The following is a 26,303-nucleotide window of genomic DNA, read 5'->3' as shown; positions in this document are numbered from 1 at the left end:
TCGTGTGGGAATTCGGCATACTCCTCTTGCTTGTCGGCGCGCTCGTGTTGCTGCTGGCGCCACGAATCATGCGGCGCCGGGGAATTCGCGGTGAACTGGCGCACGGCACGTTGCTGGTGACCGGGGTCAGCCCGCGTCCGGACGTGACGGGGGAGCAGTACGTCACGATCACCGGCGTCATCACCGGGCCGACCGTCACCGAGCACGTCGTGTACCAGCGCATGGCGGTCGATGTCGACAACTGGCCGACCATGGGCGCGCTGTTCCCGGTCGTCTACTCGCCGAGCAACCCGGACAAGTGGGCCTTCGCGGCGGACGGGCCGCCGGAGCCGCCGCACGCCTGATCAGGCGTGCGCGACCCGGAGCAGCTCGGCCACACTGGCCAGCTTCACCCGGGGGCGGCCCAGTGGTTCCCCGGCGGCGCGCTCATGCGCGTCGATCAGCTGCCAGTGCTCGCCGGTGACGAGGGCGGGCTGGTGTTCCAGCAGCCACTCGGCCAGTTCGCGGCCGTACTCGGACCCACGCTCGTCGACTCCGCCGGCCCGAAGGTCTTCCAGCAGGGTGTTGACGGTGTCCTGTGAGTCTTTCTTGTTGCTGCCGATCACGCCGGATGGTCCCCGCTTGATCCAGCCCACCACGTATTCGTTGCGGCTGCCGTCGATGCGTCCGCCGGTGTGCGGAATGGTGCCGGAGCGTTCGTCGAACGGCAGTCCCGGTGTCGGCACGCCCCGGTAGCCGACCGCCCGCACCACCAGCTCGACGGGCAACTCTTCGCGCTCGCCGGTGTCCTGGGCCACCATGCGCCCGTCCGCGTCGCGGACAAGTTCGTTGCGGCCCAGCACAATCGACTCGACACGATCCTCGCCGCGCAACTCGATGGGGGAGGTGCAGAAGCGGAATACGATGCGCCGCTTGGCTTCGCGGGGTTGCTCATCGACGTACTTGCGGAGCACCCTGATGTTCTGTTTGACGGTCTTGCCGGCCGCCTCGAGATCTTCGTCGGTGATGCCGTCGAAATCCGCCGGATCGAGGATGACGTCGACGTCGCCCAAACCCTCAAGGTCGCCGAGTTCACGGAGTTCCAGCGTGGTGAACGTCGCCTGCAACGGTCCGCGGCGCCCGATCACAACCACCTCTTCCACCCCGCGGGTGTCCAGTGAGGCCAGCGCGTGGTCGGCGATGTCGGTGTTGGCCAGGGCCTGTGGGTCGCTGACCAGGATGCGGGCCACGTCAAGGGCGACGTTGCCGTTGCCGACGACGACCGCACGTCCGCCCGCCAGATTGGGTGCCATGCCGTCGAAATGGGGATGGGCGTTGTACCAGCCGACGAAGTCGACCGCGGCCACGCTGCCGGGCAACTCTTCCCCGGGGATGTGCAGCGCCCGGTCGGATTGCGCACCGATGGCATAGACCACGGAGTCATAGCGCTGCGCCAGCTCGGCCGGGGTGATGTGCTCGCCGACCTTGATGTTGCCGAAGAACCGGAACCGGGGATCGGCCGCGGTCTTGTCGAACTGCGCGCTGATCGACTTGATCTTGGGGTGGTCCGGCGCCACTCCCGAACGCACCAACCCCCACGGGGTCGGCAGCATCTCGAGCATGTCGACTCGCACGTCGCGATCCGAGTCGGGCAAATCGGCGAACTTCAGCAGCGATGCAGCAGCAAAGAAACCCGAGGGGCCGGAGCCGACGATCGCTACGTGATATGGGCGCATACCCTGCCTTCTTACGAGCCGGAAAAGCCGTTACTACCCGGCCCTTGGCGTGCTGGACCGGGTACCACCCGATGCTAAACACAGATCGTCTGCGCTGCCGCGAGTCGGAGAGAACTGCCGCCGAAATGCCGCCGGGTACCCTGAACATTCGTGGATCCAGACCGCCAAGCCGCCGTAGCCGCACTCGACACCACCCTCACCACCGTGGAGCGGGTGCTCGACATCGATGGCCTGCGCCAGCGGATCGACATGCTCGAGCAGCAGGCCTCCGACCCGAAGCTCTGGGACGACCAGTCCCGGGCGCAGAAAGTCACCAGTGAGCTCTCGCATACGCAGAGTGAACTGCGCCGGGTGCAGGAGTTGCGTCAGCGCGTCGATGACCTGCCGGTGCTGTTCGAACTCGCGGCCGAGGAGGGCGGTGAGGACGAGCTGGCCGAGGCCGATGCCGAGCTCGCCAAGCTTCGCGAGGAGATCGAGACCCTCGAGGTCCGCACCCTGCTGTCGGGTGAGTACGACGAGCGCGAGGCCGTCGTCACGATCCGTTCCGGCGCCGGTGGCGTCGACGCCGCGGACTGGGCCGAGATGCTGATGCGGATGTACATCCGGTGGGCCGAGAAGCACGACTACCCGGTCGAGGTGTTCGACACGTCCTACGCCGAGGAAGCCGGGATCAAGAGCACGACCTTCGCCGTGCACGCCCCGTTCGCCTACGGCACCCTCTCGGTCGAGCAGGGCACCCACCGGCTGGTACGCATCAGCCCGTTCGACAACCAGAGCCGCCGGCAGACGTCGTTCGCCGATGTCGAGGTGCTCCCGGTGGTGGAAACCACCGACCACATCGAGATCCCCGAAGGGGACCTGCGCGTCGACGTGTACCGCTCCAGTGGTCCCGGCGGGCAGTCGGTGAACACCACCGACTCCGCCGTGCGCCTCACCCATATCCCCACCGGGATCGTGGTGACCTGCCAGAACGAGAAGTCGCAGCTGCAGAACAAGGTCGCGGCGATGCGGGTTCTGCAGGCCCGGCTCCTGGAACGCAAGCGTCTGGAGGAGCGCGCCGAAATGGATGCGCTCAAGGGCGACGGTGGCAGTTCGTGGGGCAACCAGATGCGGTCCTACGTGTTGCACCCCTATCAGATGGTGAAGGACCTGCGCACCGAGTACGAGGTCGGCAACCCGGCCACGGTGCTGGACGGAGACATCGACGGATTCCTGGAAGCGGGGATCAGATGGCGCAACCGGAAAGATGACGACGACTAATACGCTGCTGACCCTGTCCCTCGCCGACCGCTGGCACGATTTCTGGCACGGCGAGATCGGTGTCTGGATCCTGACCACCGGGCTGCGGATCGCGCTGCTGCTCATCGGTGGCCTGCTCGCTGCGCGCTTCATCAACTGGGCCGCGCAACGGGTGGTGCGCCGGATCGACGCCGAGTATCAGGAAAGCGATGCGCTGGTGCGCTCGGAGAGCGCCAAGCACCGGCAGGCGGTCGCCTCGGTGATCTCGTGGGTGTCGGTGGCGTTTGTGTTCGTCATCGTGCTCGTCGAAGTCACCGATGCCCTCGCGGTACCGATCGCCTCCCTGGTCGCCCCGGCGGCGGTGCTCGGTGCCGCGCTCGGTTTCGGTGCGCAGCGCATCGTGCAGGACCTGCTCGCCGGTTTCTTCATCATCACCGAGAAGCAATACGGCTTCGGTGACCTGGTCAGGCTGACGATCGCGGCCGCCAATGAGGCCGAGGGCACGGTCGAGGACGTCACGCTGCGGGTCACGAAGCTGCGGTCATCCGAAGGCGAGATGTACACCGTGCCCAACGGGCAGATCGTCAAGGCGCTGAACCTGTCCAAAGACTGGGCACGCGCGGTCATCGACATCCCGGTACCGGTGAGCGTCGACCTCAACCTGGTCAACGACGTGCTCAACGACGTCGCGGAGAAGGCCACCGAAGATCGTGAGCTGTCCAGGCTGCTGCTCGACAAGCCGCAGCTGATGGGCGTCGAGAGCATCGGGGTCGACACAGTCAACTTGCGGATGGTCGCGCGCACCCTGCCCGGCAAACAATTCGACGTGGGCAGACGGCTGCGGGTGCGGGTGGTGCGTGCACTGCGCCGGGCCGGCGTGGTGACATCGTCAGAAGCGTCGGTCGCGGCCGCGGGGGACTTCATGAATCAGGCCGCGGTCGCCGAGACGGTCACACCAGCGGCATCGGCCCAGGAGCCGAAGAAGTGAAACTGGACTTCACGCGGGTGGCCGAGGCCGTGACCAGGTTCTGGCACAGCCGTGTCGGTCGGATTCGCACCTCGACGGTCGTGCTGATCGTCGTGTTCATCGCGCTGTCGTGGGTGCAGCAGGAGTACCGGCCCAAGCCGGCCGCGCCGCAGTCGCCTGAAACCCAGGTGGTGCCGCCCGGGTTCGTGCCCGACCCGGACTACACCTGGGTGCCGCGCACCAAGCTGCAGACTCCCCGCACGACGACGCCGACGGTGACGCCGGAGACCACCGAGACCACCGTCCCGACGACCACGACGCCGACCGAGACCCCGGAGACCACCGAGACCACCACGCCCGGCGCGCCGACGAGTCCCACCACGCCGCCGCCGCCGGGGGCTCCGAGGACGACGGTGATCGACCCGGACGGTCCTGGACTGATTCCGCCGATCACGTTGCCGGTGTTCCCAGGGCCCGCCCCGAGCCCTACGGTCGAGCAGCAGCAACCGGGCCTGGAGCCGGTGGCACCGACATTGCCGCGATAGCCTGACCTGCCGGATGCTGTCGCCCCGCTACACTGGCGTGCCGTGATGATCACCCTCGACCACGTGACGAAGCACTACAAGTCTTCGGCGCGCCCAGCGCTCGATGACGTCTCGTTGAAAATCGACAAGGGTGAGTTCGTTTTCCTGATCGGCCCGTCGGGTTCGGGCAAGTCGACGTTCATGCGGCTGCTGCTGGCGGCCGAGACGCCTACCTCGGGTGACATCCGAGTGTCCAAGTTCCACGTCAACAAGCTGCCCGGGCGGCACGTCCCGAGCCTGCGTCAGGTCATCGGCTGTGTGTTCCAGGACTTCCGCCTGCTGCAGCAGAAGACCGTGTTCGAGAACGTGGCGTTCGCGCTTGAGGTGATCGGCAAGCGCGGCGAGGTGATCAACCGGGTGGTCCCGGACGTGCTGGAGATGGTCGGCCTGTCCGGGAAGGCCAACCGGTTGCCGAGCGAACTGTCCGGTGGCGAGCAGCAGCGCGTCGCCATCGCGCGGGCCTTCGTCAACCGCCCTCTGGTTCTGATCGCCGACGAGCCCACCGGAAACTTGGATCCTGAGACCAGCAAGGACATCATGGATCTGCTGGAACGGATCAATCGCACCGGCACCACGGTGCTGATGGCCACCCATGACCATCACATCGTCGACTCCATGCGTCAGCGGGTCGTCGAACTCGAACTCGGCCGGCTGATCCGTGATGAGCAGCGCGGCGTCTACGGAATGGATCGCTAAGTGCGCTTCGGCTTTCTTGTCAATGAAGTTCTGACCGGGCTTCGTCGCAACGTCACGATGACGGTGGCGATGATCCTGACCACCGCAATCTCGATCGGGCTGTTCGGTGGCGGTCTGTTGGTGGTGCGCCTGGCCGACCAGTCCCGTGACATCTACCTGGACCGGGTCGAGAGCCAGGTGTTCCTGACCGACGACATCTCGGCCAACGACCCCAACTGCGACGCCGAAGCATGCAAGGCGCTGTACCGCATGATCGACGACCGCGACGATGTGCGCTCGCTGAGTTTCCTCAATCGCGAGCAGGCCTACGACGACGCGATCAAGAAGTTCCCGCAGTACAAGGATGTCGCGGGCAAGGACGCGTTCCCGGCGTCGTTCATCGTCAAGCTCAACGACCCCGAGCAGCACGAGGCGTTCGACAAGGCGATGCAGGGCCAGCCCGGTGTGCTCAACGTGCTCAACCAGAAGGACCTGATCGACCGCTTGTTCGCGGTGCTCGACGGTCTCAGTAGCGTCGCGTTCGCGGTGGCGCTGGTGCAGGCGGTCGGTGCGGTGCTGCTGATCGCCAACATGGTCCAGGTGGCCGCCTACACGCGGCGCACCGAGATCGGCATCATGCGTCTGGTCGGTGCAACCCGCTGGTACACCCAGCTGCCGTTCCTGGTGGAGGCGATGATCGCCGCCCTGATCGGTGTGGTGATCGCGATCGTGGGGCTGATCGTGGTGCGCGCGGTGTTCCTGGAGAAGGCGCTCGACCAGTTTTATCAGTCGAATCTCATCGCCCGGGTCGACTACGCTGACGTGCTCTACTTCAGCGCACCGTGGATGCTGTTCCTCGGCCTGGCGATGTCAGGAATCACCGCCTACGTGACGCTGCGGCTCTACATACGAAGGTAGTCGTGAACTAGTGGCGACCAAGAAGTCCAGCCCCGCCGGCAATAAGCAGATTGTGGCCAGCAATCGCAAGGCGCGGCACAACTACATGATTCTCGATACCTATGAGGCGGGCATCGCTCTCATGGGCACCGAGGTCAAGAGCCTGCGCGAAGGCCAGGCATCACTGGCCGACGCGTTCGCGACCGTCGACGACGGCGAGATCTGGCTGCGCAACGTGCACATCGCCGAGTACCACCACGGCACCTGGACCAATCACGCGCCGCGGCGCAACCGCAAGCTGCTGTTGCACCGCAGGGAGATCGACAACCTGATCGGCAAGATCCGCGACGGCAACCTCACGCTGGTGCCGTTGTCGATGTACTTCTCCGACGGCAAGGTCAAGGTCGAACTGGCGCTGGCCCGCGGCAAGCAGGCCCACGACAAACGCCAGGACCTGGCCAAGCGCGACGCCGACCGGGAGATCACCCGCGAGTTGGGCCGCCGCGCCAAGGGCATGTCCTAGTTAGCGGCACCGCGGGCTTGCCTCGCCCTCGCCCGACTACGGGCTGGTCTCGTCAGTCCGCTGGCGAGGATGGTTGAGGATCTTCCAGTGGCGTGTAGATGACGATCTGAAACTCAGGCTGATCCGCTGGCCGCAGTTGGTGGTGTTCGTAGCTGACGGTGCCCAACTCCGGGTGGTGGAAGATGCGCTCGCGAGATTCGAAGCCACGGATATCGTGTCGTTCCCAACCGGCGCGGAACTCGGAACTGGCGTCCGCCAGCCGGGCGATCAGATCGACGAGCGCGGGATCGCCCATGCGCGAACCGATTCCGGCGCGGAACTCGGCCAGAAAGCGCTGACTGGTGACCTGCCAGTCATCGAGCAGGACACGGACGGAGGGGTCGGTGAAGACGACCCACAGCAGGTTGCGCTCGGTGGCCGGCTTTGTCGCCACGTTCGGGTAGAGCCGCTCGTAAGCGGCGTTCCAGCCCGCGATACCCCACTCCGGGGTCAGGGCATAGGCGGGGTTTTCGCCGATCGCGTCGAGTAACCGTTGCACGTGGGACGGCACCGTCGTCACCTCGTCGGCGGTCGGTGCGGGCAGTGGCGCGAACCCGGCCAGGCCGAGAACGTAGCGGTGCTCGGCCACCGTGAGGCGCAGTGCGCGACTGACTGCGTCGAGCACCTGGCGCGAGGGGTTGATATCGCGGCCCTGTTCCAGCCACGTGTACCAGGTGACGCTCACGCCGGACAGGTATGCCACCTCCTCGCGGCGCAATCCGACCGTTCGTCCTCTCCCGCCGGCGGGCAGACCGAAGTCGACGCGGATCAGGCGTTCGCGGCTCGACCGCAGGAAGGCGCCGAGCTCGGCTCGTCGGTCGGGGTCGGTGGGCATCGTCCAAGACTAGTACTGCCAATACTAGTATTGAAGCCGTCTTCCCAGGGTGCGGCCCAGAACCGACAGTGGAACCATGATCCCGCTGCGTTCCCGCACTGTCACCCACGGCCGCAACATGGCCGGCGCCCGCGCCCTCCTGCGTGCCGCCGGAGTCGCCCGCGAGGACTTCGGCAAGCCGATCGTCGCGGTGGCGAACAGCTTCACCGAGTTCGTGCCCGGGCACACGCACCTTCAGCCGGTCGGGCGGATCGTCTCCGCGGCCATCCAGCAGGCCGGGGGAATCCCGCGCGAGTTCAACACCATCGCCGTCGATGACGGCATCGCCATGGGGCACTCCGGGATGCTGTATTCGCTGCCGTCGCGCGATCTCATCGCCGACTCGGTGGAGTACATGGTCGAAGCGCACCGTGCCGACGCGCTGGTGTGTATCTCGAACTGCGACAAGATCACTCCGGGCATGCTCATGGCCGCACTGCGGCTGAACATCCCGACGGTGTTCGTCTCCGGTGGCCCGATGGAGGGTGGCCGCGCGACGCTGGTGGACGGCCGGGTCCGTACCGGGCTGCACCTGATCGATCCCATGGCCGGCGCCGCCGATCCGACGCTCTCGGACGAGGACCTGGCCCGGATCGAGGAGGCGGCCTGCCCGACATGCGGATCGTGCTCGGGCATGTTCACCGCCAACTCGATGAACTGTCTGGTTGAGGCGCTCGGCCTGGCCTTGCCGGGCAACGGCACGGTGTTGGCCACCCACACGGCCCGGCGCGCGTTGTACGAGAAGGCCGGTGCCGCCGTCATCGACCTGACGACCCGCTACTACGGCGAGGGTGACGTCTCGGTCCTGCCGCGTGCCATCGCGTCGCGGTCGGCTTTCGAGAACGCCATGGCGATGGATGTCGCGATGGGCGGGTCCGCCAACACCGTGCTCCATCTGATGGCCGCGGCGTATGAAGCCGAGCTGGATTTCGCGATCACCGAGATCGACGAGATCTCCCGCCGGGTCCCGTGCCTGTGCAAGGTCGCTCCCAACGGCGCGTACCTGATGGAGGATGTGCACCGGGCCGGCGGCATTCCCGCGATCCTGGGCGAGTTGCACCGCGCCGGGCTGTTGGCCAAGGACGTGCAGTCGATTCACGCCAAGACGCTGGATGATTGGCTCGATGTATGGGACATCCGCGGGCTCAACGCCTCCGCGGAGGCCCTTGAGCTGTTTCACGCCGCACCGGGTGGACACCGCAGTGCCACCGCGTTCTCACAATCCGAACGGTGGGAGAGCCTGGACACCGATGCCGAGCACGGGTGCATTCGTGATGTCGCCCATGCCTATTCACCTGATGGCGGCCTGGCGATCCTGACCGGCAACCTCGCCCCCAACGGGGGAGTGGTCAAGACGGCGGGTGTCGACGCCGGCGTGCTGATCTTCGACGGTCCCGCGGTCGTAGTCGAGTCCCAGGAGGAAGCGGTCGACGCCATCCTCGGGGGCAGAGTGACCGCGGGCGACGTGATGGTGGTCCGCTACGAAGGTCCCCGGGGTGGGCCGGGGATGCAGGAAATGCTCTATCCGACTTCGTTTCTGAAGGGAAGGGGGCTGGGCAAGGTGTGCGCGCTCATCACCGATGGCCGGTTCTCGGGAGGTAGCTCGGGACTGTCGATCGGGCACATTTCGCCGGAAGCCGCAGCGGGCGGTCCCATCGCCCTGGTCCACGACGGCGACCGCATCCTGATCGACATTCCTTCGCGCACCTTGACTTTGGATGTGCCCGACGACGAACTCGCGCGTCGACGCGTCGAGCTGGAGGCGTCCGGTGGTTACCGGCCGCGCGATCGTGATCGCCCCGTCTCGGCGGCGCTGCGCGCCTACGCACTGTTGGCGACGTCCGCGGATCGGGGCGCGGTCCGGGATGTAGGGGAGGCCGGCGCCCACGAGCGACACGAGAATGCCGCGGAATAATGGCTTGGCGTTGGCCGTTGGGTGTGACGTACCATTGATTGTCCTGCCGAGATTCGGCAGGGATGCGAGGGGCTGATCGGTTTCGACTTCGCGCATCGAATCAAGGGAAGCGTGCCGGTGCAGGCAAGAGACCACCGTAAGCGTCGTTGCAACCAATTAAGCGCCGATTCCAATCAGCGCGACTACGCACTCGCTGCCTAAGCGACTGCGTGTCTGTCAGACCGGGAGCGCCCTCGGCCCGGACCCTGGCATCAGCTAGAGGGACCCACCCACGGGTTCGGTCGCGGGATCCGTGGGGACATCAAACAGCGACTGGGATCGTCATCTCGGCTTGTTCGCGTGACTGAGAGATCCGAGTAGAGGCAAAGCGAACTGCGCACGGAGAAGCCTCGAGGAAGTGCCGTAGGACCCGGGTTCAATTCCCGGCAGCTCCACCGAGAAGACGCAGGCCAGGGATCTAATCCCTGGCCTGTTTTCTTTGTTGTCACCATGTCGTCGACGCGGAGCCTCCGCGAGTCCGCCCGGCAAGGATGTTCATTCATCCTGGATACGGGTTAGGTTGAGGAATGTTCTCTCGCCGCATACACAGCCCTGGTACGGGCAGTGCGCGGTCAGGTGGTCGCTGGGTCGGGCTTGGCGCTGCTGCACTTCTCACCTCTGGTATCCCACTCGTAGGACTCTCCGCGCCGCCGATAGCGGCTGCCGCCGACTGTGCTGACGCCGAGGTGGTCTTCGCGCGCGGCACCGATGAGCCGGCCGGTATGGGCCGGGTCGGCGATGCCTTCGTCGATTCGCTGCGTAAGCAGGCCGCCGGCATGAACATCACCTCCTATGGGGTGAACTACAAGGCCAGCAAGCTGCAGCTGCACGGCGGTGACGGCGCCAAGGACGCGATTTCCCACATCAAGTCCACGCTGTCCTCGTGCCCCGACACCAAGATCGTCCTAGGTGGCTATTCGCAGGGTGCGAGCGTGATCAACATCGTGGCCGGCAACCCGCTGGGTGGCATCACCTGGGGCGATTCGCTCCCGCCTCAATACGCGGACAACGTCGCGGCGATCACCACCTTCGGCGACGTGGGCACCCGCACCAAGCAATCGATATCAACCCAGAGCGCACTGTTCGGATCCAAGGCGATCGACCTGTGTAACCCCATGGATCCGATCTGTCACGAGGGCCAGGGCAACGAATGGAGTGGACACACCGAGGGCTACGTCCCCGTGTACACCACCCAGGCGGCGGCTTTCGCCGCATCCAAGTTGCTGGCCGGCTCGGGCCAGACGGTGCCCGGGTACGGGCCGGCACTGCCGGATTACGGGTACGGACCGGAGACGCCGAGCTCCAGCCAGTACCCGGGCTACGGGTCGGCGCCGGGATATGACCCCAACACCTCCGTGCACGGCCCGCAACCGGGGTACAGCCCGGAGACGCCAGGGTACGGCGGCCTGCAACCGCCGGGGTCTGGTCCGTCGACACCAGCGCCCGCCTCCCCGTCCACCGGAATCGGTTGGGTCTGAGCGGGCTGTTTCAGCTCGCAGTCTGCGACGGTAGGGAGATCGCGATCTCGGTGCCGCGGGTGTCGTGAACGTCCAGTACGCCGCCTAGGGCCAACACCTTGGCGCGAATCGACGCAAAGCCGATGTGACCGGTTTCGACGCTCAGCGCGAGGCGCTCCGATTGAATGCCGACGCCGTCGTCGGCGACGGACAAGGTGGCTCGCCCGGCGGACCACTGCAGGGTGAACCACAGGTTGTCGGCCTTGGCATGCTTGATCGCATTCGTCGAAAACTCGCGCGCGGCACTGTAGAGCAGGTGATCAGCGTCGGTTCGCAAATCATCGGGCCAGCCCTCGAAGTCCACGTGGACGGCGAGGTTGGTGCGCGCCGCGATGCCGTCGGCCAGTGAGCTGATCGCGGCCCTGAGCCCGGCTCGGGCCAGTACCTCGGGGTGCAGTTCACGGACCACGTCGCGAAGCAGCCGGGAGCACTCGCCGAGCGCCAGATCGACGCGGTCCATCGATTCCGCGGATCCTTCTCGCACCTCTTCCATCTCCCGGCGTGATGCCAGGACGTACTGCAGCGCTCCATCGTGCAGTCTTTCGGACAGGGTTTGTCTTTCGCGCTTTTCGAGGGTGACGATCTCTTCGAGCAGTTGGCTACGTTCTTGGGCCAACCGGGCGATCGTTCGCTCTTTCGATTGCTGGATCCACGACAGCGCGACCGACCCCGCGGCCAACCCGAACAACACTCCCGTTGTCGTGAGGATCGAACCCCATGGTTCGTTTCCGTTGGCGGCCTGGTTTACCCAGAGCACGACGACGTATGCGGCGACCGTGGGCACGGCGATCACCGCACTCACGAAGGGATCAAGCTGAGCCGCCGCGATCAGGGGGATCAGAAACAGTCCGTAGTGGAGCACATCGGAGGTCCAGGTACTCGGCGAGCTGAGGCCTGATTCCACCGAAAGTGCCGACACCACAGCGACATCCGCGCACAACATGACCAGCGCAACCGAACGTCGGGCCTCGATCCCGGCATGATTGGACGGCCGCATCGCCCAGAAACTCCAACAGGCGATCGTTGCTATGTAGCCGATCCAGAGCAGTCCGTAGGGCCAGCGGTAGGTTTCGGGCGGTTGCAGGAACAACGCGAAGAAGATGAACGCCACCAAAAGAACCCGCAGAGCGAATTGCAGCAGCAGCCCGCGAAAAGCTGCGCCCTGGGAGTACTGCCACAAAGTCGTTGCCGCCGCGCGCCTGACCATTCTCTACTCCCGCCAACCGCAGGGTTCGGCAGGAGTATAGGGCGATTCGATCGTGTCCTGAGGCGGGTTAATGAACTTTCCCACCTCGCCTGCGATCATGGATAACGGTCCCTGCGACGAAACGGGGGAGTTGATCGAAGTGTTGTCTGCACAGCGCGAGTTTTCGGCGTACGGCCCGTCGCACTGGGTCGTGCTGGCGGTGTTCGCAACGGGCGCCGTGCTTCTGGTGGCGATCGGCCGTCGGCAGACCGAATCGCGGGCTCGCATTCTGAGCCGCCTCCTGGCGGTCCTTCTCATCGCCGCATTCGTCGTGGCGCTGGCCTACAAGCTGGTCGAGCCCACCATCGACACCTCGGTGCCGCTGCAGTTGTGTGACCTCGCGGAACTCGCGGCGGCGTATGCCTTGTGGTCGCAACGGCATTGGGCCTTCGTCCTCACCTATTACTGGGGCCTCGTCCTGAGCTCGCAGGCGTTGATCACCCCGGATATCGGTACGCCGAAGGAGGGCGCCCCCGACTTTCCCCACCACCTCTTCGTCACGTTCTTCACGCTTCACGTGCTCGTCGTGTTGGCAGCCATCTATCTCACGTGGGGGAGAGGGATGCGTCCGCGCTGGCGGGACTACCGATTCGCGGTCATCGCGACCTTGGCGTGGGCGGCATTCACTCTCGTGTTCAACGCGGTCACGGGAGCCAACTACGGCTATCTCAACCGGAAACCTCCCACCGCGTCGCTGCTGGACGTATTGGGCCCGTGGCCGGTGTATCTACTGGCCGAGGTCGCGATAGTCCTCGTCGTGTGGGCGCTGATGACCTGGCCGTGGGAGCGGGCGCGGCAACGCGCGACGACGGCCGCGCCCCAGCTGTGAAATTGCTGTCAGTTGACGCGCAAAGTAATTATTGACACCAACACTTTGACGGGCTAGGTATATTACGCGCGTTTGCGAATGTGTATCGCTTGCGACCTGTCCCACCCGGGCGACAGTGGCCTGATCGAAGGGGCGGGTTGTGCAGACCAGAGCATCACGTACACGCGCGGGATTTCGCACCCGGGAGCACACGCGATGAGCAGCCACAGCAACGGCGCGCAGAACGGATCGGGCATCGCCCGGGTCATCCGCGTGCTGGCGGTGCCCATCGTGCTCGGCTGGGTCGCGCTGACCATCCTGACGAACACTCTCATCCCACCGCTTGAGAAGGTCGGCGAGGAGAACACCGTCGGGCTCAGCGCCAAAGACGCGCCGGCGATGATCGCCATGCGAAAGATCGGCAGCGACTTCCAGGAGTTCGATTCCGACAGCAACGCCATGGTGGTGCTCGAGGGTGAGCAGCCCCTGGGCGACGACGCCCACCGTTACTACGACGGCGTCGTCGACCAGCTCGAGGCCGACACCGCGCATGTGCAGCATGTGGCCGATTTCTGGGGCGACCCCCTGACGGCGTCGGGTGCGCAGAGCAACGACGGCAAGTCGGCCTATGTCCAGGTCTATCTACGCGGCAACCAGGGCGAGACGCTGGCCAACGAGTCGGTGGCCGCGGTGCGCGAGATCGTCAACCAGTCGTCGCCTCCGCCGGGCATCAAGGTGTACGTGACCGGCGGCGCGCCGCTGATCAACGACCAGCACCATGCCGGTGACAAGAGCATCGCCAAGGTCACCACCATCACGCTCGTGGTGATCGCCGTGATGCTTGTGCTCGTCTTCAGGTCTGTCGCCACCATGATCCTGGTTCTGCTGATGGTGTTCATGGAACTCGGCGCTGCCCGCGGCATCGTGGCGTTCCTGGCCCACACCGGGGTGATCGGGCTGTCGACCTTCGCGGTGAACCTCCTGACTCTGATGGTGATCGCGGCGGGAACCGACTATGCGATCTTCGCCATCGGCCGCTACCAAGAGGCGCGCGGTGCCGGTGAGGACCGGGAAACCGCGTACTACACGATGTTCCGCGGTACCTCTCACGTCGTCCTGGGGTCCGGCATGACCATTGCCGGCGCCATGTTGTGTCTGAGTTTCACCCGCCTGCCGTACTTCCAGACCATGGGTGTTCCGTGTGCGGTCGGCACGTTCGTCGCAGTGGTCGCCGCGCTGACGATGGGCCCGGCGATCATTGTGATCGGCAGCCGGTTCGGGCGATTCGAGCCCAAGCGCAGCATCCGGTCGCGGGGCTGGCGTCGCGTCGGCGTCGCCGTGGTGCGGTGGCCCGGCCCGATCCTGGCCGCGACGCTGGGCCTGGCACTCATCGGTCTGCTCACGCTGCCGGGCTACAAGACCAATTACGACGCCCGCAAATACCTGCCCTCCGATCTGCCGGCCAATGTCGGATACGCCGCCGCCGAAAGGCATTTCAGCGCTGCCCGGATGAACCCCGAACTGCTGATGATCGAGACCGACCACGATTTGCGAAACCCCGCAGACTTCCTGGTCATCGACAAGATCGCCAAGGGCATCGTCCGGGTGCCCGGCGTCTCCCGGGTGCAGGCGATCACCCGGCCCAACGGCCGCCCGATCGAGCACACGAGCATCCCGTTCCTGCTCAGCCGGCAGGGCACGACCAACACGATGAACCGGAAGTACCAGCAGGACCGCATGGACGACATGCTGGTTCAGGCCGATGAGATGCAGAAGACCATCGACACGATGGAGGAGATGTCGCGCCTGACCCAGCAGATGGCCGACATCACGCACTCGATGGTGACCAAGATGAAGACGATGACCATCGATGTCGCCGAATTGCGGGACAACATAGCGAATTTCGACGATTGGTTGCGTCCCATGCGCAACTACCTCTACTGGGAGCCGCACTGCTCCAACATCCCGCTGTGCTGGTCGATCCGGTCGATGTTCGACACCCTTGACGGCGTCGACACCATGACCGATGACATTCAGAAACTGCTGCCCGACATGGAGCGGCTGGACACGTTGATGCCGCAGTTGGTTGCATTGATGCCCCCGCAGATCGAGACCATGAAGTCCATGAAGACGATGATGTTGACGCAGCGGTCGACGCAGGCCGGCCAACAGGATCAGATGGCCGCCCTGCAGGAGAACTCGACCGCGATGGGCAAGGCCTTCGACGAGGCCCGCAATGACGACACGTTCTATCTTCCGCCGGAAGCCTTCGACAACAAGGACTTCAAGCGTGGCATGAAGAACTTCATCTCGCCCGACGGAAAGTCGGTGCGGTTCATCATCAGTCACGAGGGTGATCCTGCGACGCCGGAGGGCGTCAGCCATGTGGACCCGATCAAGCTGGCGGCCAAGGAAGCGCTCAAGGGCACGCCGCTGGAAGGTTCCAAGATCTACCTGGCCGGCACCGCGGCCACCTACAAGGACATGAAGGACGGATCGTTCTATGACCTGCTGATCGCCGGAATCGCCGCGGTATCACTGATTTTCATCATCATGCTGCTCATCACGCGCAGTGTGGTCGCGGCGGCGGTGATCGTCGGTACGGTGCTGCTGTCCCTCGGCGCTTCATTCGGATTGTCCGTGCTGGTCTGGCAGCACCTGCTCGGGCTGGAACTGCACTGGATGGTGCTGGCGATGTCGGTCATCCTGTTGCTGGCGGTCGGTTCCGACTACAACCTGCTGCTGGTGTCGCGGTTCAAGGAGGAACTCCCCGGTGGCCTGAAGACCGGCATCATCCGGGCGATGGCGGGAACCGGTTCGGTGGTGACCTCCGCGGGTCTCGTATTCGCCTTCACCATGGCGTCGTTCGCATTCAGCGATCTCAAGGTCATGGCACAGGTCGGCACCACCATCGCACTCGGCCTGCTGTTCGACACCCTCATCGTGCGGTCGTTCATGACCCCGGCGATCGCTGCGATGCTGGGCCGGTGGTTCTGGTGGCCGCAGGTCATTCAGTCGGCGGCGTCCAAGCGGCGCCTGGCCGAGTTGCGGCACGACAACACATACAAAGCGTCTGCACAGCCCTGACTTAATAAGCGGGCCTAACGTAATTGATGGAAGTCGGAAACGACCGCTTCCGCTGACTCTGGACCGACGGGGCGATCCACAGTCTGGGTTCCGCAAGTCAGAGGGGTTTGGAAGATGTTGAAGTCCATCGCCATCAGCGCCGCAGCGGCCGGCGCACTGGGCCTGGCTGCCCTCGGTATCGGCTCAGGTGTCGCCAATGCTGCCCCCGCACCGGTGGCCGGATCGGGAGTCGGCTGGGCTGAGCACCCGGGGTGGGGTTACGGCCCCGGCCCGTGGGGCCCGCCTCCGCCGCCTCCCGCGTACGGAGCCGGTTGGGGTTACGGCGGCTATGGTCCGCCGTCCGTATGCGCCACGGGGCCGTTCCGGCTGGTGCAGGTCTGTAGCTGATCCGCTAAACGAAACTGCCCATGTGCGAGCCGAAAACTCTCGCACATGGGCAGTTTCGCTTAGTTACTTCTTGTTGCCCCCAGGCCGCGGGGGTGGCGGCGGCTTGGCCTTGGTCGTCGGCTCGAATTTGCCGCCCTTTTTCGGATCGAATGTTCCAGCCATGGTGATCCCTCTCGCTCGTTTCGATAGATCCACCAATGCCCACCGTAACCACGATCGCAAGGCCAGGCGTGGCGAACGGCGATGAACAGCTGAGAGTTCCGTGTGAACCACGCAGGTGCCAACCGTTTTCACGGCGGATCGGCGCGACGAGGCCGGCGAGAATCACGATGAGCCGAACGTAGCCGGCCATGCCAGGTCGCCGTGGCGACGCGTGGCAAGGCGACACGCCGGGTCTGTTGCGACACGGTCACGGGACGGTACCTATCAGTGCATCACCGGTCACATCGGCAACATTGATCACTAACGTCACATCAGCCAACTGTGACGTCATGTCGACGTCCCTGCATTGGGAAGGTGTGACATGTCGCGACGTCCTCGAGGTGCTTCGACGATGGCAGCGGCGGCCGCAATCGGACTCGTCGTCGCCGTCGGCGTAGCGCCCTCGGCATCGGCTGAACCCTGTGAAGGCGCTGCTGCGGCCGCGCAACCCCTCCCGAACCAGGCCTTCCAGATCCCCAAGCCCTCCAGGCTCGCCCCGCTCAACCGTCCGATCGGGCACATGCCGGCCGGGGCCAACGATCGGGCTCCGTTGCCCAAGCTCGGGCAGTTGCCGTTGGCCCTCCTCAAGGCGCTGATGCCGAACACGGGGCAGGTCAGGCAGAAGGCGGCGGTCGTCCCGGCACCCAATCCCGGCGGTGCCCAGCCTGTTCCGAACGCGGCTCAGCCGGCTCCGGTCCCCGCGGCGCCCCAGCCCGCCGCGGCTCCCGCAGCACAGCCGGCGCCGGGCGCGCCTCCCGGAACGTCGATCGTCGGATGGGTGACGGGTCCCGACAGCCCCAACCAGACGATCAAGCGCTTCGCCATCACGGGTACCGACCTCGGAATCATGTGGGACAACGGCGATCCGGTGAACCGCCAGGTACTGATGGCCTTCGGCGATACCAACGGATACTGCGGCATTCCCGGCAAGCAGTGGCGCTACAACGCGCTGTTCCGCAGTCAGGACGGTTCGCTGGCTCAGACCGTCGCTGTGCCCGACGGGGTGGTCGCCAACAAATACTCGGGTTCGCCGGTGTGGCGGCAGGGCATATCCAAGCAGATCATCAACAGCATCGGCCGGGCGCCGGAGGAGACCGGGATCATCCCGACGGCGGGGATTGCCGTCGGGCGCAACCAGTATCTGAACTTCATGTCGATCCGGAACTGGGACAGCCCGGGAGCGTGGTCGACGAACTTCTCGGCGATCGCGATGTCGCCGGACAACGGTGAGAACTGGAGTGTCTACCCGGGGACCATCCGTCCGCCCGGCGGAGGTAACGAGAACTTCCAGATGGGCGCGTTCCTCAAGCCTGGCCCTGGTGATCCGTACATCTACACGTTCGGCACGCCGAACGGGCGCGGCGGTTCGGCCTATATCGCGCGGGTGTCGCCGGCCTTCATCCCGGACCTCACGAAGTACGAGTACTTCAACGCCGACAACAATGCCTGGGTGCCGGGCAATCCGGCGGCGGCAACACCGGTGATCCCGGGTCCGGTGAGCGAGATGTCCGCGCAGTACAACACGTATCTCAAGCAGTACCTCGTCATGTACGGCAACGGGATGAACGATGTGGTGATGCGTACCGCGCCTGCCCCGCAGGGGCCGTGGGGACCTGAGCAGTTGATCGCGCCCTCATCACAGATCCCGGGCGGTATCTACGCGCCGTACCTGCATCCGTGGTCGACGGGCAAGGAACTGTATTACAACCTGTCGCTGTGGTCGGCCTACAACGTCATGCTGATGAAGACCGTGCTGCCGTGACCCGACCATTGACGTGCCCCAGCGGAGCCAACATCGCGTCGAGGCCGTATTCGAACACCGCGTCGTAGTCGGTGGGGGACTGCAGGGCCGCGACGAGCGCCTGATCGGGCCAGTCGGCGGTCCACAGGGACGGGTCCTCCTCCTCGTGCGCAGGGCCCCGCACCGCCGAGAACAGCATCACCGCAGAGGCGGTCACGTGCACCTGCACGGCCCGTAATACCAGTGCGGCGTGGGTTCCGGTGACGCCGGCCTCGGCCAGCTCGGCGGCGAGTTTCTGCTGGACCGGCAGGAACAACGTCGGTGTCCGGTCTCGCTCGTGGGCGATCGCCAGCAGATGCTGGCGGCGGATCAGCAGGCTGCGCTGGTTGCGGGCAAGCGCGGCGATCCGATTCACCGGATCCTCGCCCTCCATGGGCAGTCCGGCCATCTCAGCGACCAGGCGGTCGACCAGGCTGTCGAAGAGCGCGTCGCGGCCCCCGACATGCCAGTAGATCGAGGTCACGGCGACGCCGATCCGCTCGGCGAGCCCGCGCATCGAGAACGCCTCCACCCCATCGGATTCGATGAGACTTGCGGCCGCATCGAGGATGACCTCGGCGTCGATCGGCTTAGCCTTCGGGCTCATCGGCCGGCTTCCGCCTGACAGATGCGTTCGGGCTGGGGCAGGTCCAGGTAGCGCTCGAGATTGCGGTGCATGTTGATGATTCTCCGCTCCTCTGCCGACAGCACCAGATGGGTGAACCCCGGTTGGTGCAGACCGCGCTGGAGGCCGGTCAGTACGGCGATGTCCTGGCTCATCACCACGCCGGGGTGAGCTTCGTCGGCGCCCATGCGGACGTCCGTCGGCCGGACCCGGGGAGCCTGCGCCGGCATGCGGGCCATCAGCGTCATCACGAGCTGGCCCCGGTCGGGGTCAGGCCCGGGCAACGACGTCATCACCGTGAGATGGTCGGCGCTGGCCAGCAGGGTCAGGTTGGGGAAGACGTTGTACTGGTGCATGCACATCACCTGGTCGGTGCTGGCCCAGCCGATGTCGACACCGCGTCCGGCCGCGAATTCCTTGATCTGCGTGGCGATCACGTCGGCCACCGTCTGGCCAGGGGCCTGCCGGTCCCGGGGGAACGGCGTACCTTCGGCGAGACCCATCAGGGCTCCCTGGGTGTACACGTAGGCGTCCCACACCTCCTCGTCGCTCAGCGATCCCGCGAGTCGCGGGCTCGGAACTCCGTAGAGGGATTCGGATTTACCGGTGTGACCCCAGATCTTCTGCGGTGCGTACACATCGTCCATGCACCGGTGCAGTTCGGGATGCAGGGTCTGGACGTGATAAGTCTCGCTGTAACCGTCGGCGATGGTCTTCCAGTTGGCATCGACGTCGATGGTCATCGTTGCGTAGCAACGGAAGTCGCCGAGGCCGCACCAGGCGATGTCGCCGGGGACCGCCTCCAGATAGTCGGCCAGGGACATCGCGTCGGGGCCGAGGTTGACGAAGACCAGTCGTTCCCAGGTGTCCACCTGCACCGGAGCCAGCGGGAACTCGGACATGTGGACCGTCCCGAACCCTTTGCGGTTCGGGATCCGCTTCAGCGCGCCGGCCAGATCCCAGGTCCAGCCGTGATAGCCGCATTTCAATTCCCGCAGCGAGGAGCCGGCACCGGTGCACAGGGCGTTACCGCGGTGACGACAGGCATTCTGGAAGGCGCGCAACTCGCCGTCGTCTCCCCGGATGATGAGAACCGAGTAGGGGCCGCAACGGTATTCGAAGTAATCGCCGGGTTCGGCGACATGGTCGACCGTGCATGCCTGCTGCCACACCCGCGGCCACATGCGTTCCACTTCGAGTTGAGCGAACGCCGGTGAGATGTAGCGATCGGCCGGCACCAGCGTGGGACGTGCCGGCGGGTCGCCGATCGCGTCCACCCGTCTCGGGTCGTCGGTGTGCGTGGAACTCAGGGCCATGGAGGTGCCTCCCATTGAGAAGGACAAACTCGGGACGGTGGCAATGTAACGGTGTTACATTGCCACCGTAGCGGCCTGAACGCCTCAAGGGAGCAGAAACGTGTTCGATCTCAAAATCACCGGCGGCACTGTCGTCGACGGGACCGGTGCGGACCGGTTCACCGCCGATGTCGCGATCAAGGACGGCAAGATCGTCGAGGTGCATCGGCGCGGCGCCGGCGACCCGGCTCTGGGCGGCGACGCAGCCGAAACCATTGATGCCACAGGCAAGATCGTCGCCCCCGGATTCGTCGACATTCACACCCACTACGACGGGCAGGTCTCCTGGGACGCCGTGCTCGAGCCGTCCAGCAATCACGGCGTCACCACCGTGGTGGCGGGCAACTGCGGCGTCGGCTTCGCGCCGGTGCGTCCCGGCCAGGAGGAGTGGCTGATCTCCCTGATGGAGGGCGTCGAGGACATCCCGGGTACGGCCCTGACCGAGGGCATCACCTGGGGCTGGGAAACCTTCGGTGAATACCTGGACGTGATCGGACAGCGCGAACTGGCCGTCGACATGGGCACCCAGATCGCCCACGGTGCGATCCGGGCCTACGCGATGGGCGAGCGCGGCGCCCGCAACGAGCCGGCGAACCCCGATGACATCAAGGCCATGGCGAAGCTGGTGCAGGAGGCCATCGAAGCTGGGGCACTTGGTTTTTCATCGTCGCGTACCATCGCGCACACCGCGATGGACGGCGAGCCGGTGCCCGGCACCTTCGCCGCCGAGGACGAGTTGTTCGCCCTGGGCCGGGCCACGGCGGCCGGTGGCGCGGCGGTGTTCGAGCTGGCTCCGCAGGGGGCTGCCGGTGAAGACATCGTCGCACCCAAGAAGGAACTCGAATGGATGCGCCGTCTCGGTGAAGAGATCGACTGCGCGCTCAGCTTCGCCCTGATCCAGGTCGACGCCGACCCCAACCTGTGGCGCGACCAGCTCGACCTGTCGGCGGCGGCGCACCAGGCCGGTAGCCGGTTGTTCCCGCAGGTGGCGGCGCGACCGTTCGGCATGCTGCTGGGCTTCCCCGGCCACCACGCCTTCACCCATCGCCCGACCTACCGGCGCCTGCAGGCCGAATGCACCCGCGAGGAGCTCGCGGAGCGGCTCGCGGACCCGAAGGTGCGCGCCGCGATCCTGGCTGAGGAAGACCTGCCGATCGACCCGAACAAGCTGTTCGACGGCATGTTCATGCTGGCGCAGAATGTGGCAAATCGGCTGTACCACATCGGGGAACCGCCGGACTACGAACCGACCGACGAGCGTACCGTCGCGGCCATCGCCAAACAGCGCGGCGTCGACCCGCTGACGGCGATGTACGACCTGATGCTCGAGGCCGACGCAGGCGCCATGCTGATGTACCCGATGTTCAACTACTCCGACGGTAACCACGATGCGATCCGCGAGATGCTCACCCATCCTGCGGGTGTGCTGGGCCTGTCCGACGGCGGCGCGCACTGCAGCATGATCTGCGATGCCTCGTACCCGACGTTCCTGCTGACGCACTGGGCCCGTGACCGTCATCGCGGCGAGAAGTTGCCACTGGAGTACGTGATCCGTAAGCAGTCGCACGACACCGCGCAGCTCTACGGCATGTCGGACCGCGGCGTGATCGGCGTGGGCAAGAAGGCCGACATCAACGTCATCGACCTGGACGCGCTGACCTTGCATGCGCCGAGGATGGCGTATGACCTGCCCGCCGGCGGAAAACGGTTGGTACAGGGCGCAAGTGGTTACGACGCGACAATCGTGAGCGGCGCGGTGACCCGCCGTCACGGTGTCGACACAGGTGCCCGCCCGGGGCGTCTGGTGCGCGGGACCCGCTGATAGGTGTCTTTCCGCTACGACCCGCGTCAGCGGCCGGCGCAGCCTCCGGCACCGGCCGCTGACGCGTTCGCCATCCACACTGCCGTTGTCGCCGAAGGGGTTTCGCTGGCATTCGTCCGCGAGGGTATCGGCGGTGTGCCCCTGCTGCTGGTGCACGGGTATCCCGAGACCAAGCGGGTCTGGTGGCGCAACATCGCGGCCCTGGCCGCGGCCGGCTTCGAGGTCATCGTCCCGGACCTGCGCGGCGTGGGGGACAGCGCGATCCCGCCCGACGACCAGCACGACATCGTCACGTACTCCCGCGATCTGTATGCGTTGGTGCATGACGAGCTGGGGCACGACTCCTGCCTGATCGCCGCGAGTGATGTCGGGGCTGTCGTCAGCACCGACCTGATTCACCGGTTTCCCGGATTCGTCACGGGTTTCTGTGTTTTCAACACTGTGCCGCCCATGGCCGTCGACTACTCGGGAATCGGCACCCAGCATCCGGCATCGGTCGGCGGCGCGGCCGACCCGACCGGCGACTACCGGTGGATGCAGGGTGCTTTCCCCGACGAGCTCGCTGCGATGCTGACGACGCCCGAAGCGCGCAGGCAGTGGGTGGCGGCGATGTACACCAATCGGTTGTGGGGCTCGGCGTACGCGTTCAACCAGTCCGACGTGGATTTCATGACCGAGCCGTTCGCCCACGAGGCACGGCTACGGGCCGGCTGGGCGTCCTACCAACTCGCCTACGGCCGCGCCATGTCCGAGATCCCGTTGATGGATGCGGTCGAGGTGCCCACGTTGGTGCTCTACGGTCCCGACGATCATGTGGTCGGCGAGGACTTCGTTCCCTGCACCGAGCGCGCGTTTCTCAATCGCATTGGGCCGTTGGTGGTTCCGGGTGCCGGTCACTTCCTGCAATGGGAGCGCGCCGACATCTTCAACCGGTTGATCCCGGCGGTGTTCGGCGACGTCATCGCGAACCATCGGCAGGCTGCGCCAGAATCGACCCGCCCAGCCAGCGTCTGACGAAGCGTCGCAGCTCCTCGGGGCTGCGGGCGGGGTCGTCCGGTGCGACGAAGAACGACAGCATCGTGCGCAGGGTGAATTCGACCAGGTCGCGCAGCGACGATTCGTCGTACCCGTATTTCTCCCAGTCGACGTCGAAGCGCGTGATCATCCGCATGCCGAACGCCTGGCCTTCGTCGGATGCGACATTGACCGAACTGGCTGCGGCCTGGGGCCCCGACAGCATGATGCGCAGGTGCGGTATCCGGGTGACCTCCGCCAAGGTGAACATGACGCCTTCGGTCATCGCCTCGGCGGGATCGGTGATGCCGCGCACGCTCTCGGCGAGCCGGTCGAGAAATCCGTCGACCGTGGCGATGGCCGCCGCGTGCATCAGGGCCTCTGCCGTGGGGAAGTAGCGGTACACGGTCTGGCGGATGACGCCGAGCGATGCCGCGACATCGGCGATGCTGATGCTGGTGCCGGTCTCGGCGATCAACCGCACCGCGGCGGCCACGATCCGTTCCGAGGCCTCCTCGTCGCTGCCGGGCGGTTGCCCGTCCCACCCACGCCTACGCGCCACAGTCTGGATTCCTCGCAGGCAACACCCCTGCAGGATATCGCCACCCGTCGTTGACGGGCCGCATCCGCGTGTAGTAATCATACAAACCTGGCGTTGTTTGTATGATTGGTCTCGATCAGCAGGCAGTCGCGGTTCGAGAGTCCAAGACAAGGCGAGGTGGCACCGATGACGGATCTGATCGTGCGGAAGATGAGGTTCGCGTTCGCGGACCACCGCGTCCCGTTCCTGTGGAACGAGACGAACCCGGCGTTCTCGTCGATGGCCAACGCGGTGTCGTTCCTGGCCATCGCGTTCGAGAAGATGATCGGCCACATGATCACCGAGGCCATGCCGTTCATCGCCGATCCGGCGGTGGCCGAGGAGGCACAGGCCTTCGTGCGGCAGGAGGGCCAGCACTCGATGGCCCACCGTCAGCACGCCAAGGGACTGATCAAGACGTACCCGGCCCTGAAGGAGACCCTCGACGAGGTGATCAAGGCGTTCGACGACCTCACCGCCGAGACGCCGCTGAAGTACCGGTTGGCATACACCGCCGATCTGGAGGCGACGTTCACACCGGTCTTCAAGTTGATGCTCGATCATGACGACACGCTGTTCGCTCCGGGGGATGACCGGGTGGCGTCACTGTTCCTGTGGCACTTCGTCGAAGAGGTCGAGCACCGCAGCTCGGCGTTGATCATCTACGACGCGGTGGTGGACGACCCGTGGTACCGCATGCGGGTCGCCCCGTCGATCTTCAAGCACGTGTGGGCCGTGCTCAAGATCGCCTGTGAGGGCTTCAACAAGCACGTCCCCCTGGAAGAACGCCAGATCGACGCGGTGTCGATGTTCGGCATGCAGGCACGGAAAAAGGCCATCCTGCAAAAACTCCCGTTCACCAAGGCGCCCTATGACGGTCCATTCGACAACGCGTTCGCCCACCTGCCGGTACGGGAAATGCTGACTGCCCTGGTAGGGGTGGTCCGCAGCCAGGTTCCGGGCCACAACCCGGCCCACGAGAAGCTGCCGGTCCTGGCCGACGAGTGGTTCCAGCGTTATCAGGACGGCTACGACGTCACGCTGTGGTACACCGCCGACCAGACCCCGAGCCAGAAGGTGGATACCGCCGATGTCTGATCTGTGCACCCCGACCTTCTCGGGTTTGGCTGAGCGACTGGGCTTTTCGTGTGACACGGCCGGGGGTCTGGTCGAGTTCCGCAACCCGTTCGGGCTGGAGAACTGGACGCTTCCGGTGCTGGAGATCACCGTGATCGTCGGCGCGGTGCTGGCCCTGGTGTACGCCATCGTGCGGCTGCGCCGTCACAACGATCCGACCAACCTGGTGCTGTGGTTCGGTGCCATCGCCTATCTGCTGATCATCGAACCGCCACTGTATTTCCCCGGCGCGTTCGGGATCGCCGACCACGTCGACACGATGTTCGCGCACAACGTGTTCACCGTCGACTTCCTGTGGGGCCGGCTGCCGCTGTACATCGTCGCGATCTACCCGATGATGGCCACGGTGGCATACGAGATCGTCCGGATTCTCGGGATCTTCCGCCGGCGCGGTGTGCTGGTCGGCGCGATCTGCGTCGGATTCGTCCACCACGCGTTCTACGAGATCTTCGACCACATCGGTCCGCAGCTGCGGTGGTGGGAGTGGACGCTGGACCATCCGATGAACCAGCCGTTCTTCGCCTCGGTGCCGCTGCCCAGCGTCGTCGTGTTCGCGGCATTGTGGCCGATGTCGTTGGCCTTCTGCGTGCAGCTGTTCGTCGGCCGCCACGTCCAGGACGGCAAGGCGTTCACCGGCCTGCAGATCGTGGGCCGCACCATCGTGGTCGGCGTCCTGGCGTCGATCGGAACCGCGGTGCTGCCTCTGCCCGCCACGCTCGCCGCGTCGATCTCGGGCAGTACCACGGTCGGCGGGGTGGTCTACGCCGCCGAACTCGTCGTGCTCACCGTGGTGGCGATTCCGGTGCTGTTCAATCAGTGGTCGAGCCTGCGCCGGGACCGCGACCCGGCAACAGTGCGTTATTCGAACCCGCTCATCCTGCGCTACGCCGCGGTATATCTGGCGGTCATGACGGTGCTGTGGCTGACTGCTCTGCCGGCCTACTTCGGCGCGGTCGACGGTGTCACGGCCGACGGCGACCCCATCGGCAGCCTCGCCTACACCGTGATCTGCGTGCTCATCGCTGGATTGTCGATCGCTGCAGCGGCTACCGTAAATCCCGCTGGCCTGCGACAACTGCCCGATGCGGTGGCGCAGGAACTGGCGGGCGAGCGGGAATGAGGAGCGAACCCACAGGCGCGCCACACGGCTGACCGCGTGGGTGATGGGGCAGAATTGCGGAGGTGCCGACACCGCCGCAACGCCCCGGCGATCCAGGCCGGCGAGATATGCAAGGCCGCGGCCCTGTGCCGCCGCCCGATCCGGCCACCCGGCGGCT

23 protein-coding genes and 1 other RNA gene are annotated in these 26,303 nt (G+C 65.6%); 18 read left to right on the top strand and 6 right to left on the bottom strand.

Going from position 1 to position 26,303, the window contains the following annotated elements:
• Window positions 1-2: 2 nt before the first annotated feature.
• The gene (locus ACZYZ7_RS18205; protein WP_450072813.1) at window positions 3-344 is read left to right on the top strand and encodes a hypothetical protein; all 342 of its coding nucleotides are present in this window, start codon (window positions 3-5) and stop codon (window positions 342-344) included.
• Here ACZYZ7_RS18205 and ACZYZ7_RS18200 read toward each other — a convergent pair whose 3' ends face one another.
• Window positions 345-1,715 (bottom strand): FAD-dependent oxidoreductase, encoded by a 1,371-nt coding sequence (locus ACZYZ7_RS18200; protein WP_450072814.1) that lies wholly within the window; start codon window positions 1,713-1,715, stop codon window positions 345-347.
• 150 nt (window positions 1,716-1,865) lie between these two features.
• Here ACZYZ7_RS18200 and prfB point away from each other — a divergent pair, with 150 nt between their 5' ends.
• From prfB to smpB, 6 genes are read left to right on the top strand one after another with little or no spacing between them, the layout of a single operon-like run.
• The gene (gene prfB / locus ACZYZ7_RS18195; protein WP_450072815.1) at window positions 1,866-2,975 is read left to right on the top strand and encodes a peptide chain release factor 2; all 1,110 of its coding nucleotides are present in this window, start codon (window positions 1,866-1,868) and stop codon (window positions 2,973-2,975) included.
• Window positions 2,962-3,942 (top strand): mechanosensitive ion channel family protein, encoded by a 981-nt coding sequence (locus tag ACZYZ7_RS18190; RefSeq protein WP_135453380.1) that lies wholly within the window; start codon window positions 2,962-2,964, stop codon window positions 3,940-3,942. The genes prfB and ACZYZ7_RS18190 overlap by 14 nt, the downstream gene beginning before the upstream one ends.
• Window positions 3,939-4,466: a hypothetical protein gene (locus tag ACZYZ7_RS18185; protein WP_450072816.1), complete on the top strand. Its 528-nt coding sequence runs from the start codon at window positions 3,939-3,941 to the stop codon at window positions 4,464-4,466. The genes ACZYZ7_RS18190 and ACZYZ7_RS18185 overlap by 4 nt, the downstream gene beginning before the upstream one ends.
• Before the next feature lie 45 nt (window positions 4,467-4,511).
• On the top strand, window positions 4,512-5,201 hold the full coding sequence (gene ftsE / locus ACZYZ7_RS18180; RefSeq protein ID WP_044517000.1) for a cell division ATP-binding protein FtsE: 690 nt from the start codon (window positions 4,512-4,514) through the stop codon (window positions 5,199-5,201).
• A complete protein-coding gene (gene ftsX / locus ACZYZ7_RS18175; RefSeq protein WP_135453382.1) occupies window positions 5,202-6,098 on the top strand; it encodes a permease-like cell division protein FtsX in 897 nt (298 codons plus the stop codon).
• Window positions 6,099-6,108: 10 nt separating this feature from the next.
• On the top strand, window positions 6,109-6,600 hold the full coding sequence (smpB, locus tag ACZYZ7_RS18170) for an SsrA-binding protein SmpB (protein ID WP_036439802.1): 492 nt from the start codon (window positions 6,109-6,111) through the stop codon (window positions 6,598-6,600).
• A gap of 52 nt (window positions 6,601-6,652) precedes the next feature.
• Here smpB and ACZYZ7_RS18165 read toward each other — a convergent pair whose 3' ends face one another.
• The gene (locus tag ACZYZ7_RS18165; protein WP_135453383.1) at window positions 6,653-7,474 is read right to left on the bottom strand and encodes a helix-turn-helix transcriptional regulator; all 822 of its coding nucleotides are present in this window, start codon (window positions 7,472-7,474) and stop codon (window positions 6,653-6,655) included.
• Between the two features lie 76 nt (window positions 7,475-7,550).
• On the opposite strand from ACZYZ7_RS18165, the gene ilvD reads away from it, so the two are divergent.
• The 3 genes from ilvD (at window position 7,551) to ACZYZ7_RS18150 (ending at window position 10,945) form a co-directional block, all read left to right on the top strand.
• Window positions 7,551-9,428 (top strand): dihydroxy-acid dehydratase, encoded by a 1,878-nt coding sequence (ilvD, locus tag ACZYZ7_RS18160; protein ID WP_463741484.1) that lies wholly within the window; start codon window positions 7,551-7,553, stop codon window positions 9,426-9,428.
• Window positions 9,429-9,496: 68 nt separating this feature from the next.
• Window positions 9,497-9,865, top strand: a transfer-messenger RNA (tmRNA) gene (ssrA, locus tag ACZYZ7_RS18155).
• 129 nt (window positions 9,866-9,994) lie between these two features.
• Window positions 9,995-10,945 (top strand): cutinase family protein, encoded by a 951-nt coding sequence (locus tag ACZYZ7_RS18150; RefSeq protein ID WP_463741483.1) that lies wholly within the window; start codon window positions 9,995-9,997, stop codon window positions 10,943-10,945.
• A 10-nt stretch (window positions 10,946-10,955) separates the two neighbouring features.
• Here ACZYZ7_RS18150 and ACZYZ7_RS18145 read toward each other — a convergent pair whose 3' ends face one another.
• A complete protein-coding gene (locus ACZYZ7_RS18145; protein ID WP_463741482.1) occupies window positions 10,956-12,191 on the bottom strand; it encodes a sensor histidine kinase in 1,236 nt (411 codons plus the stop codon).
• A 97-nt stretch (window positions 12,192-12,288) separates the two neighbouring features.
• Between ACZYZ7_RS18145 and ACZYZ7_RS18140 the strand changes: the two genes are divergently transcribed.
• The 4 genes from ACZYZ7_RS18140 (at window position 12,289) to ACZYZ7_RS18125 (ending at window position 18,475) form a co-directional block, all read left to right on the top strand.
• Entirely contained in the window at window positions 12,289-13,059 is a 771-nt protein-coding gene (locus tag ACZYZ7_RS18140; protein ID WP_463741481.1) for a YwaF family protein, read from the top strand.
• A 195-nt stretch (window positions 13,060-13,254) separates the two neighbouring features.
• Entirely contained in the window at window positions 13,255-16,125 is a 2,871-nt protein-coding gene (locus ACZYZ7_RS18135) for an MMPL/RND family transporter (protein ID WP_463741480.1), read from the top strand.
• Window positions 16,126-16,239: 114 nt separating this feature from the next.
• On the top strand, window positions 16,240-16,512 hold the full coding sequence (locus ACZYZ7_RS18130) for a hypothetical protein (protein WP_463741479.1): 273 nt from the start codon (window positions 16,240-16,242) through the stop codon (window positions 16,510-16,512).
• A 553-nt stretch (window positions 16,513-17,065) separates the two neighbouring features.
• The gene (locus ACZYZ7_RS18125; protein ID WP_463741478.1) at window positions 17,066-18,475 is read left to right on the top strand and encodes a DUF4185 domain-containing protein; all 1,410 of its coding nucleotides are present in this window, start codon (window positions 17,066-17,068) and stop codon (window positions 18,473-18,475) included.
• Here ACZYZ7_RS18125 and ACZYZ7_RS18120 read toward each other — a convergent pair.
• The gene (locus ACZYZ7_RS18120; RefSeq protein WP_450072824.1) at window positions 18,447-19,100 is read right to left on the bottom strand and encodes a TetR/AcrR family transcriptional regulator; all 654 of its coding nucleotides are present in this window, start codon (window positions 19,098-19,100) and stop codon (window positions 18,447-18,449) included. The two genes, ACZYZ7_RS18125 and ACZYZ7_RS18120, sit on opposite strands and share 29 nt — an antisense overlap.
• Window positions 19,097-20,434 (bottom strand): aromatic ring-hydroxylating oxygenase subunit alpha, encoded by a 1,338-nt coding sequence (locus ACZYZ7_RS18115; protein ID WP_463741477.1) that lies wholly within the window; start codon window positions 20,432-20,434, stop codon window positions 19,097-19,099. The genes ACZYZ7_RS18120 and ACZYZ7_RS18115 overlap by 4 nt, the downstream gene beginning before the upstream one ends.
• Before the next feature lie 100 nt (window positions 20,435-20,534).
• Here ACZYZ7_RS18115 and ACZYZ7_RS18110 point away from each other — a divergent pair, with 100 nt between their 5' ends.
• Complete coding sequence (locus ACZYZ7_RS18110; RefSeq protein WP_463741476.1) at window positions 20,535-22,295, top strand: N-acyl-D-amino-acid deacylase family protein; 1,761 nt, start codon at window positions 20,535-20,537, stop codon at window positions 22,293-22,295.
• Between the two features lie 3 nt (window positions 22,296-22,298).
• Window positions 22,299-23,309, top strand: coding sequence for an alpha/beta fold hydrolase (locus tag ACZYZ7_RS18105; protein ID WP_463741475.1), 1,011 nt, complete (start codon window positions 22,299-22,301; stop codon window positions 23,307-23,309).
• Here ACZYZ7_RS18105 and ACZYZ7_RS18100 read toward each other — a convergent pair.
• On the bottom strand, window positions 23,254-23,871 hold the full coding sequence (locus tag ACZYZ7_RS18100) for a TetR/AcrR family transcriptional regulator (protein WP_463741474.1): 618 nt from the start codon (window positions 23,869-23,871) through the stop codon (window positions 23,254-23,256). The genes ACZYZ7_RS18105 and ACZYZ7_RS18100 overlap by 56 nt on opposite strands.
• 165 nt (window positions 23,872-24,036) lie before the next feature.
• Between ACZYZ7_RS18100 and ACZYZ7_RS18095 the strand changes: the two genes are divergently transcribed.
• Window positions 24,037-24,987: a metal-dependent hydrolase gene (locus ACZYZ7_RS18095; protein WP_463741473.1), complete on the top strand. Its 951-nt coding sequence runs from the start codon at window positions 24,037-24,039 to the stop codon at window positions 24,985-24,987.
• The gene (locus ACZYZ7_RS18090; protein WP_450072830.1) at window positions 24,980-26,146 is read left to right on the top strand and encodes a DUF7802 domain-containing protein; all 1,167 of its coding nucleotides are present in this window, start codon (window positions 24,980-24,982) and stop codon (window positions 26,144-26,146) included. The genes ACZYZ7_RS18095 and ACZYZ7_RS18090 overlap by 8 nt, the downstream gene beginning before the upstream one ends.
• Window positions 26,147-26,303: the final 157 nt, after the last annotated feature.

The sequence above is a fragment of the Mycobacterium sp. IDUB_17 genome, assembly GCF_055419465.1.
Note: the sequence above shows the minus strand (reverse complement) of the source record. Positions and strands in the feature narration are given on the sequence as shown.

Bases quoted from the DNA above. Each gene is read 5' to 3' on its own strand.
- ACZYZ7_RS18150 (WP_463741483.1), top strand. From the start codon at position 9,995: ATGTTCTCTCGCCGCATACACAGCCCTGGTACGGGCAGTGCGCGGTCA.
- ACZYZ7_RS18145 (WP_463741482.1), bottom strand. From the start codon at position 12,191: ATGGTCAGGCGCGCGGCGGCAACGACTTTGTGGCAGTACTCCCAGGGC.
- ACZYZ7_RS18115 (WP_463741477.1), bottom strand. From the start codon at position 20,434: ATGGCCCTGAGTTCCACGCACACCGACGACCCGAGACGGGTGGACGCG.
- ACZYZ7_RS18190 (WP_135453380.1), top strand. From the start codon at position 2,962: ATGACGACGACTAATACGCTGCTGACCCTGTCCCTCGCCGACCGCTGG.
- ACZYZ7_RS18090 (WP_450072830.1), top strand. From the start codon at position 24,980: ATGTCTGATCTGTGCACCCCGACCTTCTCGGGTTTGGCTGAGCGACTG.
- ACZYZ7_RS18135 (WP_463741480.1), top strand. From the start codon at position 13,255: ATGAGCAGCCACAGCAACGGCGCGCAGAACGGATCGGGCATCGCCCGG.
- ftsE (WP_044517000.1), top strand. From the start codon at position 4,512: ATGATCACCCTCGACCACGTGACGAAGCACTACAAGTCTTCGGCGCGC.
- ACZYZ7_RS18200 (WP_450072814.1), bottom strand. From the start codon at position 1,715: ATGCGCCCATATCACGTAGCGATCGTCGGCTCCGGCCCCTCGGGTTTC.
- ACZYZ7_RS18125 (WP_463741478.1), top strand. From the start codon at position 17,066: ATGGCAGCGGCGGCCGCAATCGGACTCGTCGTCGCCGTCGGCGTAGCG.
- ACZYZ7_RS18130 (WP_463741479.1), top strand. From the start codon at position 16,240: ATGTTGAAGTCCATCGCCATCAGCGCCGCAGCGGCCGGCGCACTGGGC.
- ACZYZ7_RS18120 (WP_450072824.1), bottom strand. From the start codon at position 19,100: ATGAGCCCGAAGGCTAAGCCGATCGACGCCGAGGTCATCCTCGATGCG.
- ACZYZ7_RS18140 (WP_463741481.1), top strand. From the start codon at position 12,289: ATGGATAACGGTCCCTGCGACGAAACGGGGGAGTTGATCGAAGTGTTG.
- ACZYZ7_RS18165 (WP_135453383.1), bottom strand. From the start codon at position 7,474: ATGCCCACCGACCCCGACCGACGAGCCGAGCTCGGCGCCTTCCTGCGG.
- ilvD (WP_463741484.1), top strand. From the start codon at position 7,551: ATGATCCCGCTGCGTTCCCGCACTGTCACCCACGGCCGCAACATGGCC.
- ACZYZ7_RS18095 (WP_463741473.1), top strand. From the start codon at position 24,037: ATGACGGATCTGATCGTGCGGAAGATGAGGTTCGCGTTCGCGGACCAC.